A 17318-nucleotide genomic window follows, 5' to 3' on the forward strand; every position below is an offset into this window, starting at 1 on the left:
GACACCACCGTTATCTCACCTCCATCATCCCAGTCGCCGTGCGGGCCGAGAGCTGCGGGCGGTACATGTCCTCCACGCTCGCCGCCGGATGGGCATACGTACCGGGCGTCACCGCGCGAACGACATAGGCGACGGTGAACTCGCGCGGGCTCGACGAATCGCGATTGAAGGCCGCGACGAAGCGGTCGTAGCGGAACTCGCTATGGGCTGTGTCCGTCTGGCCGAGCCACTCGAAATTTTTCAGATCCGCGCTCGATACAAGGCTCGGATTGTCGATCTGGAAGCCTGCGGGCAGCAGGTCGGTGACGAGCACGCGCGAGGTCCAGGCATTGTTCTCGGTGACCTTCAGGATAACCACGTAGCGCTCGTTCTGCTTGGCCTCCATGACGCTGACCTCATTGCCGTCGAGCGTATAATAGCGGCGGTCGATGGCGAAGCCGTCGCCGCCGGCGGGAAGCGGCTGCGTGGGGGCGGCGATGGTGGTCACGACAGCGTCGATCGGCTTGTCGCCGCGATTGACGACGGTCAGCGGTGTGTCGATTACCTCCTGCCCGCTCAGCGTCTCGGCGAAGTTTCCGGTGTGAGCCGTGCCATTGATTGCAAGTGCAATGTCGTCATTGTCCTGCCGGAGCGCGCGGGCGGCGAGCAGCATCCAGGCATCGTCCTGGGTGCTCATATAGGTCGTCTCCTTGCGCAGCGTGGAGACCAGATTGACCATCTGCGGCACTTGGCTCGGCACCGGCCGGCTTTCGGCGGCAAGCGTCAGCATTCCGGCGCCGTCGCGCAAAGCGGAGCCATAATCGGCGCGGGCGGGATCGACAGGCGCGGTGCTCGCCAGTTGATAGGCGGAAGCGAATGTGCTTTGCGCACCTTGCGCATCGCCATAGAGCGAAAGGCCGGCGGCGAGCTGCGCGCGGGCCAGCGGCGAGCGGAAATCATCGAGCTGCGTTTCCGAATAATAGCGCAGATCACCCACATTGGCGCGGCGGTTGCGGGCCAGCACATAGAGCGCATAGGCGATATCGCTGCCCTGATCCTTCACATTGGTGTTGTAGGACAGGACATTCTGCAGATTGTCCAGCGCCTGGGACATGGCCTCATCCGGCACCTGGTATTTCTGCTCGCGCGCCCGCGTCAGGAAATCGGTGACATAGGCGTCAAGCCAGAGATCGCCGGAACCAGGGCTCCATAGGCCGAAGCTGCCGGAGGAGGACTGGAAGGCGAGAACGGTGGAGATCGCGTCCTGCACGCGCTTGCGCACATCCGGATCCTCGGGAATGCCCGATGTGGCCGACAATTCGCTCATATAGAGGAGCGGCAGGGCCTTGCTGGTCGTCTGCTCGGCGCAGCCATAGGGATAGCGGTCGAGCGCCATCAACAGCGCGGGAACATCGAACCCGGCGGTACGCGAAACACTTACCCCAACCGAGGCGCCCTCAAGCAGACTTGCCGCCAGAAGCTCGCGGTCGATGGTGATGCTGCCGCCATTGGCGGCGAGGTTCAACTGACGCCTCGTCGTCACCGGCAGGACCGAGGGGCGGACCGGAAGGTCCAGCGCCTGCTCGACGCTGACGCCGTCTGCATGGGTGAGCCGCACGGAGAGATGGCCCGCGCCCGGAGCGCTCGCCGTCAGCGGCAATGTCAGGCTCGTCTTGCCGCCTGTCGCCAGTCGCACGCTTTGGGGTGCATTTGCCTTGTCGATGGCAACAGGCCCTTCCGCATCGATGCCCAGCATGTAATCGCCCGCCGGGCCATCCGTATTGGCGATATCGAGGCGCAGCTGCGCCCGGTCGCCCGGCGCCAGGAATTCCGGCATGCTGGCGGTCACCACCACGGGATCGCGGATGATCACATCGCGCTCGGCATGGCCGACGCCGTTCTTCGTCCAGGCGACGGTCATGACGCGGACGGTGCCGTTAAACTGCGGAATATCGAAGCTGACATTGGCCCGCCCTTGATCATCGAGCCTGACCGGACCGGAGAAGAAGGCGACCAGCTTTTCCGTCGGCGGGCTACCCTCCGTGGTCATCTGCGCGCCATCGCCGCCGGTGCGGATGCGTCCGGTCGCGCCGAGCGAGCCGTCGATCAGCCGGCCGTAGAGATCGCGGATTTCGAGCCCCAATTGCCGCTGGCCGAAATACCAGCCATCGGGGTCGGGCGTCTGGTATTTCGTCAGGTTCAGGATGCCGACATCGACGGCGGCGACGGTGACATAGGCCGTGTCCCCTGCCCCGAGTCCCGCGACCTGCACGGGAATATTCAGCGGCTTGCGCGGCTCGGTCTTCTCGGGCGTGTCGAGCGTCACCGCCAGCTTGCGGCTGCCGGGATCGAGTTTCAGCCATTTGATGCCGATGGCGCGCATCGGCATGCGGCTGGCTTGCGCCTCGCCGGGGCGGAACAGCGTGGCGGTCACATAGGCGCCCGCGCCCCAATCGCCGCTGACGGGGATATCGATCGTCGCGCCATCCTCAGGCACGCTGGCCGTCTTAACCATCTGGAGGCGATCGGCACCAACGGTGACCAGCACCTCGCCGGCAAAACGCGGCGATATCTGCAGTTTCGCCACATCGCCCGGGGCATAGCCCTCCTTGTCTAGTGCGATCTCCAGCCCGTCGGGCGTTTCCGTCGCGCGCGCCTCGACATACCAGCCCGCATCGAATTCGACGCTGGTTGCCGGTCCCGCCGTCTCGGCGCTCTCCACCTCGAGCCGGTAGCGCCCCCAATCCACAGGCACCGAAATATTCGCCTCATTGTCGGCAGTGAGCGTCAGCTTTCCGTCAGCGACCTTCTTGGTATAGGTCACCGGCTCATAGTTCCAGGCATCGCCATTGCGGTACCATTGATAGTTCTGCTCGACCTTGATCAGCGACCAGCTCACATCGGAAAGGTTCTGGCGCTTGCCCGCGGGATCGACGGCGATCACCTTGAAGGCGGCGGTCGAATTCTCCGCCACCTGGTTGCCCGAGAATTCCGGCCTGATGCCGATCGCCGGGCCATCCGGGGCGACAGGCAGCGTCAGCGTTCGCTCGACGGCACGGCCGCCGGCCTCGCGCATGCGCACCACGATATCGGCACTCAGCGGGCGCGTGGAGGATGGCGCCTCGTCGATATTGACGTCGAAGGAGGCCTTGCCCTGGTCGTCGAGCACCGGCAGCTGGCCGAGATCGATGCGGCTATCCTCGTTCGCCTCCTCATCGGCGAGGCCGAAGAGGAAGCCTGGATAGCCCGCGCGATCGCGCACGGTCTTCAGATGCACCTCGCCTTCCAGGGCCAGCCCGGCGGCGGGCGCGCCGTAGAGATAGCGGCCATCGACATCGATCCGCGCCGGCTTGCCGATGGCGATCTCCTTGGCGTCGCTCGAAAGGTCGAAGGTGATGCGATCAGGCACGAAATCCTCGACCAGGAAGGACTTGTCGGCGATCGAGGCGGCCTTGGGATCGGTGAAGACGCGCATCTGCCAGGTGCCGCGCATCGCATTCCCGGACAAGGGGAGTTCCGCCACATGGCCGCCGAGTGCGGAACCGTCGCTCACCATGCGCCGGTCCTCGACGCCATCCGGCCTAAAGAAGACGAAGGTCAGCGGCAGGTCTTCCACGGCAACGGCCGCATGGTCACGGGCAAGGGCCGCAGCATGCACGGTTTCGCCCGCCCGGTAGATGCCGCGTTCCGTCCAGGCCATGACGTCGATCGGCCCCGGAACCGGACGACCGGTGACGCCGCGATCGGAAAGATCAAAGCCGGCGCGTGTCATGTCGAGGAAGACGTAATCGTCACCGCCGTTCTTCGCGGTCAGGACCGCCGGCGTCAGGCCGGCGCTGCCCCGCGTCAGGCCGGCGGTGAAGGTGGCGCGGCCGTCGGCATCCGTCGTCGCGGTGCCGAGTATTTCGTTATTGCGAGCGAGCAGCTGCAGTTCGATGCCGGGAAGCGGTTTTGCGGTCGCCAGCGACCGGGCGAAGACATTCAACCCATCCTCGCCGGCATAGGTGGCAAGGCCGATATCGGAAATGACGAACCATTGGGTAGCGAGCGCACCATAGGTATCGGGCGCGCCATCGGGCACCGCCGTCAGCACATAGACGCCGGGCTTGCGCTCGGGCAGCGCCTCATCGACGGGGAAGCTCGTCACCACATCCTTGTTGCGCTCGGACTTGATGTCGAGCTTGCCCCGCCAGACCATTTCGCCATAGCTGTCGGCGATGTTTCCCGCCTGATAATCATTGAGCTGCGTCAGGAATTGCGAGCCGGTCATCACCTCGGCGAGCGAGCGATCATTGACACGGTAGAGCTTCAAATCCGCGACGGAGGTGTTGACCGTCACCAGCGGGATACCGCGCCGCATGGTCGACGGCAGCACGAAATTCTCACCCGTAAAGCGGGCGGACGGCGTGCGATCGCGGATATAGAGATTGAGCACGACAGGCTTTTCCAGCATGTCGCCGACGGCATCGGGGAGCCCTGCGCGCAGGGTCACATTGTAGCGCCTGCCATGCTCCAGCCCCTCGATGCAGATCTGGCGGTCCTTGGCCTCGATCGCCTTGGGCGCGGCATTGTCGAGCGTGACGAACTGCGAATAATCGACGCCCGCCTTCACCAGCGGCTCGGAAAGCTGCACGCAGATGCGCGGCTCCTGGTTGTCGGAATCGACTGTATTGTCGACCACGCGAAAGCCCTGGCGCGCCTTGAGATCGTCATATGCCGCCTGCACCTGCAGCGACGGGCCAAGCGCCAGGCTCGCCCGATAGGCATCAAGCGCCGGGCGGTAGAGCGCCCGCCTTTCGAGCGCGGCGGCAAGCACCGCGAGCGCCTCGGCCCGCGCGGTGGCCGTGCGCGACAGCTGATAGGCATTATAGGCCGCCGACGTCGCGGCCTGCTGGTAAGCAATGGGATTTTCTCCGGGAGCAGGCTGGGCGGAGAGCGCCGCGCGCGCCAGCTCCAGCCAGATGCTGCCATTATCCAGGGCCCTGGATAGAGCGGCGATGTATCCGTCGAGCGGGCCCGCAGCGGCAGCGCCAGGCTGATTTTCCATCGCAGGCCGGGGCGAGCCGTCGATATGACCGCCGAGTATGCTGCCCGCCCGGGGAGCCGGCTGCCCGGGCTGAGTGCCGGGGGCCGGCGGCACGCCCTCCATTATCCTTTGCCTATAGGCACGCGCATCGTCGACGACGGATGCGGGAACAAAGGCCAGCGACGGCGGCGCGCCGATATCCGGCCCGTCCGCCGCTGCCTCGACCACCTTGCCGGCTATGGCCCCCGGAGACGGATTGAGCCTGGTGAAATCGGATTTGAGAAAGCACCATTGCGCCTTGACGTTATAGGTGAAGGCGCGGCAGGCATTGTCGCCGACGCAGGCCGCCTCGCATTGCTCAAGCGAGACATTCTGCTCGGTGCGCAGGTCGGACCCGAAATAATCCGCATCCCTGGTGGTGACGACCTGGCGCGCGCCTTCCGCCAGAGCCGGCGAAAGGCTTGCGAACATCGCGCCCGAAAGCGCGGCCGCGAGGAAACCGATCACTCCAAGAGCTGCACGAACCGGCATGGTGTCCCTCCTGCGTTTCCTCTCCGATCACGGGATGAGAAACCAGGGCGGGACCGATGTCAATCTCCGGTTGCCGCTCAGCGCCCTTTCCGCCGCGCCGGCCCCTCGATCAACCGGGCATAGATATCGGCATAGGCCGCCGACATCTTCTCCATGGTGAAATTGGCTTCGTAGCGTTTGAGAGCGGCCTCCCCCATGCGCCGGGCCTGGAGGGGATCGTTCCACAGCAATTGCATCGCCTTGGCGATTGCCTCGGCGTCGTCGGGCCTCACGACCAGGCCGGTTTCGCCGTCCACATTGACGAAGCTCGTTCCCGTGCCGATCTCGCAGGAGATCATCGGCTTTGCGAACATCGCCGCCTCCACAAGCGACAGGCCGAAGGCTTCCGAGCGCAGATGGGAGGGAAAAACCGATGCGTAGCAGAGATCGAGCAACGCGACCTTGTCCTCATCGGGCACCGGCCCCAGAAAATGGACGTTCGGCAGATCCAGCCGCGCCGCCTGCTCGCGCAGATCCTGCTCCGTCGGGCCCGCCCCGATGATGACAACGGGAAATCCGGTCGCTTTCGCGGCTTCGAGCAGGATATGAATGCCCTTGTAATAGCGCAGCACACCGACGAAGAGGAAGAATTTCTCCGGCAGGCGGGCGCGCCACCGGGCCTTGACATCCTCCTTGACGGGCGGATAGGCGGCGCGGTCGAGCCCGATGGGGATGATGTCGGTCTTCTGCCGGAAATCCCTGAGATGCTCGCTGGACTCCAGATAATTGGGCGAGGTCGCCACGATCCTGTCGACGTTCGTCAGAAAGCGCTTCATCAACGGCCGGTAGGCATACATCAGCAGCCGCTGCCTGACGATATCGGAATGGTAGGTGACGAGTGTCGGCTTGCCGAGCTTGGTGGTGAAATGGACGATGTCCATGAACGGCCAGGGAAAATGATAGTGGATGATGTCGGCCTTTTTTCCCAATTCGGCGAAACGGCTGAAAGCCTCGAAGGAAAAGCCCGTTGACGCCAGCTCGAAATCGAGCCGCGCCTTATAGGCCCAATCGCCGTCGAATTCGACGGTATTCTCCACGGGATGACGGCTCAGCGAGAGCACCGCGGTTTCCACGCCGTGCGCGGCGGTGCCCTTGGCGATGGCGTGGATCGTCCGCTCGATGCCGCCGAACGTGTCGGGCCAGTAGGTCTTGAAGAAATGGAGAACCCGCATCTCAAGGCGCCCTGAGTTCGATCGCTTCGCGGAAGACCGCCATCAGTTCGCCGGCGCTCTTCTCCCAGTTGAAACGCCCGGCATTGGCCCGCGTCCTGGACGACAATTCCCGATAGAGAACGTCGTCCGTCGCCAATCGTGCCAGACCGTCGGCAATTGATTGCACATCGGCCGGATCGATGAGCAGCGCCGCATCGCCCGCCACCTCGGGCATGGAGGAGGAATCTGATGTCAGGACCGGAATTCCCGCGGCGTTGGCCTCTATGATAGGGAAACCAAAGCCCTCATAGAAGGAGGGCATGGCCAGAAACCTGGCATTTGCATAAAGCCCGGCCAGTTCGTCGTCAGGGACATAGCCTGTCAGGCGGACGAAGGGCTCGATGCCGAGCCGCGCGATCTGTTGCCTCAGATCACCGAGCCGCCAGCCCTGCCCGCCCGCGATCACCAGAGCCAGGCCTTCCCGGACCCGCCCGGGCAGGCGCGCATAGGCTTCAAGCAGGTTCGGCAAGTTCTTGCGCGGCTCGAGCGTGCCGACAAAAAGCATATAGGGACCGGTGATCCCGTGTTTCTCCAGCACGTCCTTCGAACTCCCCTGCCCGATCGCGCTCAGGCCGGGATGGACGACACGGACCTTGCCGGCGCAGTGGGGAAGAAGCGTCTTCAAGGCATCGGCGGTGGCGGCGGAGACCGCAACGATCCGGTCCGCGCTTTCAAGGGCCGGCTTCATCAGGAGACGCTCCGCGGCCCATGTCCGCGGGCGCATGGTTTCGGCGGCATGCACCCAGACGAGATCATGAATGGTGACCACCCTCGGGATATGCCGATCGAGGAAGCGCGGCAGGCGATGCGCCGGCCCCCAGAAGACATCGACCCGGTCCTTCATGGCCAGGCGCGGCAGCGCCGTCTGCCCCCAGATCATGCGCCTGATGCCTCCCCGATAATTGCCGATCCGCACCGTGGTTCCAGGCCATTGCGGCAAGGCAGAGACAGGCTTCTCCGGGAGATAGAGAAAAAGCTCATTGCCGCCGAAAGCCAACTGACGGCACATCTCGAAGAGATAACGGCCGATACCCGTTAGTTCAGGAACAAGGTTACGGGCGTCGATGCCGATTTTCATTCAGCATGTCCCTTCGCCGGGTACGTCAGCTAACATGGGAGCCGAAACTCAAAGCCAACATCCGTTTCTCTAAATATTCTGCTATATTCGAGAAACTGTGAGCAGCCCTCCACCTTTCCGCGCGTTCAGCTATCTGCCTGGTCGTGGTCGTCTTGCTCTTCAGAGACGAGAATACTTCTTTGATCCCAGCCGCCAATTCCTCGGGTTTCGTACCTGGGAGAATATGAACGACATCAGCTACATCATCGAATACCGACAAAGGCGTGACCGCCACAGGGACTCCAGATGACAAACCGGTTCTGACAGCCGCGCTCGAGGACTCCCCCGTTTTCTGATAGGGAAATACCACAACATCCGCCTCACGGAGATGGCGAATGCTATCCTCATCCTCAAGGTAATCGTCTATTATCGTTATGTTTTTTTCGATACCTAACTCACGTATTTTGCTTTTGCATAACTCAATTTCCCCCCGGGATACCCCACCAGTGTCGTTATAATCAGCGTTAACCATTTTCAAATGAACATCCACGCCAGAAGTGAGGAGCAGGTGTGTCGCTTCGATCAATTGAGGAAAACCCTTACCAGGGAGAAAGAACCCGTAGGATGCCATGATTCTTTTGGGAGCGCGGGTTGCGGTGCGAGACCCGTAAGCGGTAGCTTGCACTCCCTGTGGGAGGATTTTGACGTTATGACAAATACCTCTGTCAGCGAGATTCCTTATATCCTTTTCCGTATGGACGAAAATACCGGTGGCCTTGCGCAGAGCCGGCACTAGCTCCGCCAACTCGAAGCCATCCATTTTATCGACCGGATCGGTAGTAGAATGCATTGTTATGAAAACAGCAATTCCTGAATCAAGCAGATCTTGCATCATGGTGGCCAAATATTGGAAATTAAATAGACCGTAATTGAACTGAATGATCACCTCATCGACTTGCCGCGATTTTATCGCGGTCGTCAGTTCATGAAGATCATCCCCCTTTCCTTCATTCCACGTAGGCAGGACGTCCAAGACATCAATGCCCTTCCTAGAGAACTCCAGATCACCTTCCTTCTGACAAAAAACAATCGGCCTGCTTTGCACATGCTGAATGATATTTTTCGAGTAGGAGGCTACACCGCATCGCTTATTCCACGTTGTAACCCACCCTACTTTCCGGGAATCTGCGTGAACCCAGCCCCGTTCAGTCTCGATCTCGTTTGAAGCCAAGCAGAAGGCAGCAATTCTCTTATCCTTGTCGGAAAGATTGAGATAAGCGATCTTTTCTCTACTTTCCTGCAGGCTGCTTACTTCATCCTTATCCTTAGTCGCCAATGTTTTTCTGGCCTTATCCGCAGTCCTTCGAAGCGCCTCCATTGCAGTTGCTGCGCTACGCTCCCAGGTGAATTCGCGCGCATGCTGAATGCCTTTCTCGCGCAACCAGTTCAGACGCTTCTCATTGGAAAGAAAATGTTCCATACGCTCAGCAATCGCTGCGGAAGAACTCGGATCAAATCCGGCTTCAGGATCAGCCAAAAATTCCGGCAGGCTCGTTGTATAGGATCCAATAACGGGGGCTCCGCACGCCATTGCCTCAATGACGGGCAAGCCCAACCCTTCCCAAAACGACGGAAAAACAAATAACTTGCAATTCCTGTAGAGGTCTACAAGTTCTTCATCCTGCACACGTCCAGTAAAGATGATTGAATTATCCTGAAGCCCAGCCTGGCGACCTATCGTATGGAGCCTATTATAAACATCCGGCCAACCGTTTCCAACAATCACCAATTGATGACTCTCCCGAAGGGCGGCGGGCAATTGTGCAAAGGCGCGTATCAACCCTTCTTGATTTTTCCGATGGTCAAAACTGGCTGTATAAAGCAAAAATGGGCGATTTATATTATACTTATTTAATAATTCTACTGACATTCCTTCATTCAAAACACAAAACTTTTGGTCGATCCCTCCTCTGATATTCGCAATATCGCCCGAAAATTTCTTGAGCAGTCGCCGTCCTTCATCCGCTGAGTACTCTGAAATCGCCAAAAGTAGATCTGCCTTCTCCAAGAAGGACAATCTCTGCATATAATGCCTCTTCACAAGATCATACGCTAGATACTTCTCTGGATTCGCAAGCGGTATTAAGTCATAAAGCGTAACAGCAACCGGAATATTTGTGGATATTCTTTTTAAAGACCCCACAACTGGAACATCCACACCTTCAATCAAACTGCCGATATGCAAGATATCCGGGGAAATTTCATTTATAAACTGTTCCCTGATTATTTCCGCAGCTTCCTGCTTTGCTGGATTTCCGTCCATGAAAGCACAGTCGCGAGGCACGTCAAATACTTTGATATTGGATTGAGGAAGAAGATTTCTAAAGGAATTGCGGATTTCCTGAATATGCTCAGGAAGCTGATTATTCAGGATGATGTAGAAATCATCCTCGGGGGAAATTGAGATCATCGCCTTCGCAAGATCAAGCGAATAGCGCCCAATACCACCAAGACGGCTTCCAGATTGACAACATTGAAGATCAATTGCAATGCGCATTAACGTCCACGGCCTTCTTCAGTATTGACACCAAGCTCACTAGATATCTCGTTTATTCTTTTAAGAAATATCGCGTTTCGCCGTGAGCGGAAATTGCTGTCGATAACTTCCTGACTACGCCACGCCAGCGCGCTATTCTCCGTCGAGACAGCAACGCCGGGAGGATGGTGCAAGGCAAAGCGGCGAACCTTGATATCCAGGGCCGGAATTTTTTCCAGTACGCCAAATATGACTGCTTTTGTTGCGGGGTGCTTTCTGACAAATGCGAGGGTTTTTAACGCCACTGAATGCTTCACGCTGGCAAGACCGCCTCCTTCAGCATCGCGCCCTATTATCCGTCCGATCATTCGATATGGCTTGGTAAGGCGCCAGGAACGGCTGGAGAGAATATCGTTTATGCGCTGTTCTAATGCCTCCTCACGCGCCTGCAGAAGCTGCATTTCCGATCGATGAAACTCTCGCTCGGATTCTTGATTGCGCGCGAGCTGGTCAGCCAAACGCCACCATTTCTGCTCTCTCTGCTCTGCGGCAAGTTTCGCCTCTTCGAGCTTTTCAGCTTCCAGCTTGAGCTCGTTGATATGTGTCTCTATTTTTTCTTGATCGACATGGCTTACCACATGCGCCAGTCGATAATCATCGAAAACATTGGGTCCTGGTCCAAATACGGTTTTGAGTTCAGCTCTTTCCCTATGAACATAAAACCGATTCAATCCGTCAAAATATACGAATTCATAACCCAAGCTCAGTATCAACGCTTCCCATTCCTGAGCAACGGTTTCTTTGCCAAGGGGAACGGTACTCTCCACCACGACAACCCACGGCCGGCCCTTCGAAGGCAGCCAGCTTTCGATGACGGATTTTTCCATTCCTTCGACATCGATCTTCAGCCAATGGACTTCGCGGTCACCGATCTCGTCTAGAACCGCGGACAGCGGCATAAGCGGGACTGCGGTTTCGACTATTTCGAATCCCCTGGCGCGATGCTCTTCCGCAATCTCGGGATCGCCGGTGCTCAGGCCCGTTTCCGGTATTTCGAAAAAACGGAGCTTTTCTCCACCCTTGCCGATGGCCGCCTGAAGAACCCGCTCGTCTGGCCGGTTCTCGCGCAGCTTTCCGGCATAGGTTGCGGTCGGTTCGACGTGAACGCCGCGCCAGCCTTTTTCGTAGAAACCGCGGCTGACGGAATCGACGACGGGATCCTGCGCTCCGATGTCGATATAAAAACCGTTTTCGACATGCTTCAGCGCGCGCCACAGAATGACATCTTCAAAATTCTGCGCGTATGAAATGAGCATGGTCATGCTTTCCGTTGAATCATGAATTTTGCATCGAGCCAGGTGCTCCCAATGAAGAATTCCCCATCCACATTCACCACGTCAAAGACAAGTGCATTGTCCTGCCATTCATAATTGTTCTCCAGATGCGTGTCGGAACTGACCAGTGTCGGAGAGAATGAGTAGGACCCAGGCCCCAGTGTGCAGGTGAACGGCAGGCCGTATTCTATCTTTTCACCGGCGGCGACGTTTTCGATTATTTGCTTCGTATGCCAAGTATTCGTACCCCAGATGATGTGACCGGTCCTGTCCCGCAGCATATAGCCAAGGACCAGCCGCGGGACGTTCTGGTTTGAATGCGCGACAAGCTTCAACAGGAGCTTCTGGCCGACGCGCGCGGTGTTTACCGGGTTTCCTGTCTTTTCATCGAGGAGGACTATGCTGTCGATGACGATCTCGAAGGTTCCCGACCGCGTATGCAGCCAGCCGTTCTGATTGCGCTTCTGCTCGACCGTCATCCTGGCGTTTTCCCGATCGGCGATCATGGCGTTATAATAATCCACCACCTCGTCGGGCGCACCGTCCTTCATGACGGTTCCCTTGTCGAGCAGGATGACGCGGTCGCAAAGCGCGCGCACGTCGCCCAGGCTGTGGGTGACCAGGATGATGGAGGTGCCCTCCTCCTTGAACTGCCTGATCCTGTCGAAGCTCTTGTGCTGGAAATAGCTGTCGCCGACCGACAGGACCTCGTCGACGATGAGCACATCGGGGCGTTTCGCCGTGGCGAGCGCGAATGCGAGACGCGCCTGCATGCCGCTCGAATAGACCCTTATCGGCTGGTCGAAAAATTCGCCGATCTCGGCGAAATCCTCGATTGCCGGCATGAGCTCGGTCAATTCGGCCTGAGAGAAACCCATCAGCCCGCCCGCCTGATAGATATTCTGGCGGCCGGTGAATTCCGGGTTGAAGCCCAGTCCGAGTTCCAGGATCGCGCTGATGCGCCCCGCGACGGCGACGGAGCCCGATGTCGGACGAACGGTGCCGGTGATGATCTTGAGAAGCGTGCTCTTTCCCGCGCCGTTCTGGCCGATCAGCGCCAGGGCCTCGCCCTGCCTTACCTGAAAGGAAATGTCCCGGTTCGCCCAGAATTCGCTTTCAGGCTTGATCGAGGCGCCGAACCAGTTGGCGAATCGCTGCAGATTGCTGCGATAGGCGGCATAGCATTTGCTTATATGGGAGACATCGAGAACGACGGACATCAAAGCGCATCCACGAGTTCGGGGCTGGCACGGCGGAAGACCACGAAGGACAGCGCCACCGCCACGCCGCCGACAAGGATCGCCGGCCAAAGGCTCAGCCAGGACGGCGCCTGGTTCAGGAGAAGCGCATCCTGGTAAAGGTTGACCAGCGGCGTCATCGGATTGAGCTGGATAAGGGGGCGGAACTGCTCGGGAACCACCGATTTGAGATAGACGATCGGGGTGAACCAGAACCAGAGCTGCATGAAAACGGTCATGAATTGCGCGACATCACGCACGAAAACGTTCAAAACCCCGAGAAACACGCCTATTCCGAAGGCCATGACGGAGATCAGCAGCATCCCGGGGATGAGATAGAACCATGCAAGCCCCGGAAAATGGCCGAAGAAAAGAAAGATGACGGCAATGGCCACGAGCAGCAGCACATGGTTGATGAGCGCGCTGCCCCAGATGATGACGGGCAGGCAGAGCCGCGGAAACGAGATCTTCTTCATCGCGGAGGCCTGCTCGATGAATATCCCGATGCTCCTGTTCAGGATTTCGCTGAAGAGGCCCCATGCCGCCATTCCGGAAAGGAGATAGATCGGATAGGCCGCCTGATTATCGATATCAGGCATGCGGGCCTGCATGACCTCCGCCAGCACGATCGAAAATATCAGCGCCTGCGCCAGCGGATGCAGGATGAACCAGAATGCGCCGAGGCGCGACCGCGCGAAACGCCCGCGAAGATCGCCGCGGATCGACGCCAGGATGAAATGGCGATAGCGCCATATGCTATGCAGCATGCCAATTGCCTTCCGCGAATACGAGTGGGAGATGTTCTGTGTGATGGACTGCTCTAAGCCGACCCTGCGCGTTGCCTCGCTTGCGCGCGTTGCTCCGCCTCCACGCGTTGCTTCCAATCGTCCAGCACGTCGGTCAAGGTGGTCTCGAAGGCGATTTCCGGCTTCCAGCCGAAGACATCCAGGGCTGCGCCGGCGTCTCCGGTCGCAATCGCCACTTCGCTGCCGCGCAGGCGCGCCGGGTCAACGCGGATATCGATCTTCAGACCGGACATCTCGACCAGCGCATCGAGGATGGCATGTATCTGGCGGGGCTTGCCGGATGCCAGGTTGAAGACCCGGCCAAAAGCGTCGGGCATATCGGCGAGGGCCGCATCCGCATAGGCGCGGACCACATCGCGCACATCCATGAAATCGCGCTGTGCGGCGAGATTGCCCACTTCGATCAGCGGCGGCCTCAAGCCGGCGGAGATCTCGGCAATTTGCCGGGCGAAGGCCGGCACCACGAAGGCATCCGATTGCCCAGGCCCCGTGTGATTGAACGGCCTGAAGCGGACGGATTTCAGGCCTTCGTTCGACAGCTGACCGATGAGAATATCGGCAGCCGCCTTGGTCGCGCCATAGACGCTCAGCGGCCTGAGGGCAGCCTTCTCCGTGACCGGTTTTCCTTCCGCCTCGATGAAGGATTCTCCATAGGCGTCGGCGCTCCCCGTGAAGATGAAGCGGGCGTGAGGCACATTCTCCATCACGGCCTGCGCAACGTTCAGCGTGCCTGTCACATTGATGTCCCAGGCCCGCCGATAGGCCCGGCGGGCATCGTTGGGAGCCGCCACCGCCGCCAGATGCACGATCGCGGTCGGCCGCGTTTCCCGGATCACCTCGGCGATCCCGTGATAATCGGTGATGTCGACCTGCCGGCCGGATGTGCTTCCATGCCCGAGGGGGAAGACGGTCAATCCCCCGGCGGGCGCCCTCGACGCCAGCTCACGCTGCAGCCAGGTTCCGACAAAGCCGTTCGCGCCGGTTATGAGAATGCGGTTTTCAAGCACCATTCAAGACACCATTGCCGGGCGTTCCGGCATCAGAGCTTATTTTTTCAGCCGTTTCAGATCCGCTTCGACCATCTCGACGATCATCTCCTCAAGCGGGATCTTCGGCTCCCAGCCAAACTTGTCCTTGGCCTTCTGTGGGTTACCGAGCAGCACGTCCACTTCGGCGGGGCGGAAGAGCGCGGGATCGATCACCAGATGGTCGTCGATATTGAGGCCGACATGCTCGAATGCAAGCCTGCACATCTCGCGCACAGTCGTCGTCCGCCCGGTCGCGATCACATAGTCATCCGCCTCGTCCTGCTGCAGCATCAGCCACATGGCCCGGACATAATCTTTCGAGTGGCCCCAGTCGCGCTTGGCATCGATATTGCCGAGACGCAGCTCCTTCGCCAGGCCGAGCTTGATGCGGGCGACACCGTCGGTCACCTTGCGGGTGACGAACTCGATCCCGCGCAGGGGCGATTCGTGATTGAACAGGATACCGCTCGATGCGTGCAGGCCAAAGCTCTCACGATAGTTCACCGTCAGCCAATGGCCGTAAAGCTTGGCCACGGCGTAGGGCGAACGCGGGTAGAAAGGGGTCGTCTCGGTCTGCATGGGCTCCTGAATGAGGCCGTACATCTCCGACGACGACGCCTGATAGAAGCGGGCGTCGGGCTTTTCCAGCCGCACCGCCTCCAGAACGTTGGCAACGCCGAGGCCGGTCACCTGCCCCGTCAGGATGGGCTGCTGCCAGGAGGACTTCACGAAGGACTGCGCCGCCAGGTTATAGACCTCGTCCGGGGCAACTTCCTTCATCGTCCGGATAAGCCCCGAAAGGTCGAGCAGATCGCCGTCGACGATCCTGACGTCACGGTCGATCCCGAGCCATTCAAGGCGCGTCAGATTGACATCCGACGTGCTGGAACGGCGTGCGAGACCGTGCACCTCATATCCCTTTTCGAGGAGCAACTGTGCGAGATAGGCACCATCCTGCCCCGTGATGCCCGTTACCAGCGCCTTTTTTGTCAATTCCCGTCTCCAAAAATCATTGTCTTCTGCAAGATCGGGCGCTTACCGCCCGCTCAAATCCGCCAACCCCCATCGCCGTAAGCGACGGCGGTCATTTGCGCCCGTAAACATCCTCGAAGCGCACGATATCGTCTTCCCCGAGATAATCGCCGCTCTGAACCTCGATCATCACAAGAGGCATGATTCCGGGATTTTCAAGGCGATGTCTGTTTCCACAGGGAATATATGTGGATTCGTTGGTCGCCAGGATGAGCTCGTTATCGCCATTCACCACTTTCGCCGTGCCGCTGACGACCACCCAGTGCTCGGAACGGTGATAATGCATCTGCAGGCTGAGGCTTGCGCCCGGCTTCACCTCGATGCGCTTGATCTTGAAGCGCTCGCCCTCTTCCAGAACCGTATAGGTGCCCCAAGGCCGGTGCACGGTCCTGTGCAGGCTATGCGCTTCGTGACCGGTATCCTTGAGCTGCGAGAAGAGCCGCTTGACGTTCTGCGCCTGATCCTTGTGCGCGACCAGCACCGCATCCGCCGAATCGACGATGATCAGATCCTTCACGCCGACCGCGCCGACCAGACGATCGGAACTCTGGACATAGCAATTCTCCGCCTCGTAAAGCACCGTATCGCCGTTGATCCTGTTGCCGTGATCGTCCGGCCCGGTCAGATCGGCCAGGGCGTTCCACGAGCCGATATCGCTCCAGCCGATATCGCAACCGACAACGGCGACATTGGCGGCCTTTTCCAGCACCGCATAATCGATCGATTTCTTCGGCACCTGCGAGAAATTTTCCTCGTCCAGATCGACCCGGGTGCCGCTCGCCACCTGGGATTGCCTGGCGGCAAGGAGGCTCTTGCGGCTCTGTTCCAGAATGTCCGGGCAATGCTCTTCCATCAGCTTCGTCATGGTTCCGGCGGAAAAGCAGAACATGCCCGAATTCCAATAGAAATGTCCCGATGCGACATATTCCTTTGCACGCGCCAGATCGGGCTTCTCGACAAAGCGGATCACATCCTCGCCATCGGCCTCGATATAGCCGTAGCCGGTTTCCGGATATTGCGGTGCGATGCCGAAAGTCACCAGCCGCCCGGCATCGGCCAGGGCGATGGCCTTCACCGCCGCGGCGCGGAAGGCCTCGAGATCGCGGATCATGTGATCGGCGGGAAAGAGCGTGATGATCGCGTCGTCGCCATAGACCTGCTGCACATGCAGCGAGACGATGGCCGTCGCCGCCGCCGTGTCACGCCCCAGCGGTTCCAGAAGATAGGTGCATCCGAGCCGCGGTATATCCAGCAGCTCGCGATACTCATCCTCGGTCTTGAAGAAGAGCCCGCGATTGGTGATGGTCAGCACCTCGACGACATCCGGCAGCGCCGCGGCACGCAGAAAGGCATGCTGCAGCAGGCTCTTTCCATCGGCCAGCCGGATGAAGGGCTTGGGATGGGTCTCCCGCGAAACGGGCCACAGGCGCGCGCCAGCCCCCCCGCTCATGATCGCCGGTATGATCTTCATTATCGAGAGAGCTCCCTGTCGCTCAATGCG

At 59.6% G+C, this 17318-nt stretch carries 10 protein-coding genes; all 10 read right to left on the reverse strand.

Features of this window, described 5'->3' with window-relative positions; genetic code table 11:
- Window positions 1-10 precede the first annotated feature (10 nt).
- Entirely contained in the window at window positions 11-5536 is a 5526-nt protein-coding gene (locus ATN84_RS00490) for an alpha-2-macroglobulin family protein (RefSeq protein WP_068879587.1), read from the reverse strand.
- Window positions 5537-5613: 77 nt separating this feature from the next.
- Complete coding sequence (locus tag ATN84_RS00495) at window positions 5614-6747, reverse strand: glycosyltransferase family 4 protein (protein ID WP_068879588.1); 1134 nt, start codon at window positions 6745-6747, stop codon at window positions 5614-5616.
- A gap of 1 nt (window position 6748) precedes the next feature.
- Entirely contained in the window at window positions 6749-7864 is a 1116-nt protein-coding gene (locus ATN84_RS00500; RefSeq protein WP_068879589.1) for a glycosyltransferase family 4 protein, read from the reverse strand.
- A gap of 25 nt (window positions 7865-7889) precedes the next feature.
- Complete coding sequence (locus ATN84_RS00505) at window positions 7890-10400, reverse strand: glycosyltransferase (protein ID WP_082766031.1); 2511 nt, start codon at window positions 10398-10400, stop codon at window positions 7890-7892.
- Window positions 10400-11701, reverse strand: coding sequence for an FkbM family methyltransferase (locus ATN84_RS00515; RefSeq protein WP_201026298.1), 1302 nt, complete (start codon window positions 11699-11701; stop codon window positions 10400-10402). Before ATN84_RS00515 ends, ATN84_RS00505 begins: the two co-directional genes overlap by 1 nt.
- Window positions 11698-12933 (reverse strand): ABC transporter ATP-binding protein, encoded by a 1236-nt coding sequence (locus ATN84_RS00520; RefSeq protein ID WP_068879593.1) that lies wholly within the window; start codon window positions 12931-12933, stop codon window positions 11698-11700. Before ATN84_RS00520 ends, ATN84_RS00515 begins: the two co-directional genes overlap by 4 nt.
- Entirely contained in the window at window positions 12933-13718 is a 786-nt protein-coding gene (locus ATN84_RS00525) for an ABC transporter permease (RefSeq protein WP_068879594.1), read from the reverse strand. Before ATN84_RS00525 ends, ATN84_RS00520 begins: the two co-directional genes overlap by 1 nt.
- A 53-nt stretch (window positions 13719-13771) precedes the next feature.
- A complete protein-coding gene (locus ATN84_RS00530; RefSeq protein WP_068879595.1) occupies window positions 13772-14767 on the reverse strand; it encodes a GDP-mannose 4,6-dehydratase in 996 nt (331 codons plus the stop codon).
- Window positions 14768-14803: 36 nt separating this feature from the next.
- On the reverse strand, window positions 14804-15778 hold the full coding sequence (gene gmd, locus ATN84_RS00535) for a GDP-mannose 4,6-dehydratase (protein ID WP_068879596.1): 975 nt from the start codon (window positions 15776-15778) through the stop codon (window positions 14804-14806).
- Between the two features lie 91 nt (window positions 15779-15869).
- Window positions 15870-17288 (reverse strand): mannose-1-phosphate guanylyltransferase/mannose-6-phosphate isomerase, encoded by a 1419-nt coding sequence (locus ATN84_RS00540; protein ID WP_068879597.1) that lies wholly within the window; start codon window positions 17286-17288, stop codon window positions 15870-15872.
- Window positions 17289-17318: the final 30 nt, after the last annotated feature.

This window comes from Paramesorhizobium deserti (assembly GCF_001558695.1).
GTDB lineage: Bacteria > Pseudomonadota > Alphaproteobacteria > Rhizobiales > Rhizobiaceae > Paramesorhizobium > Paramesorhizobium deserti.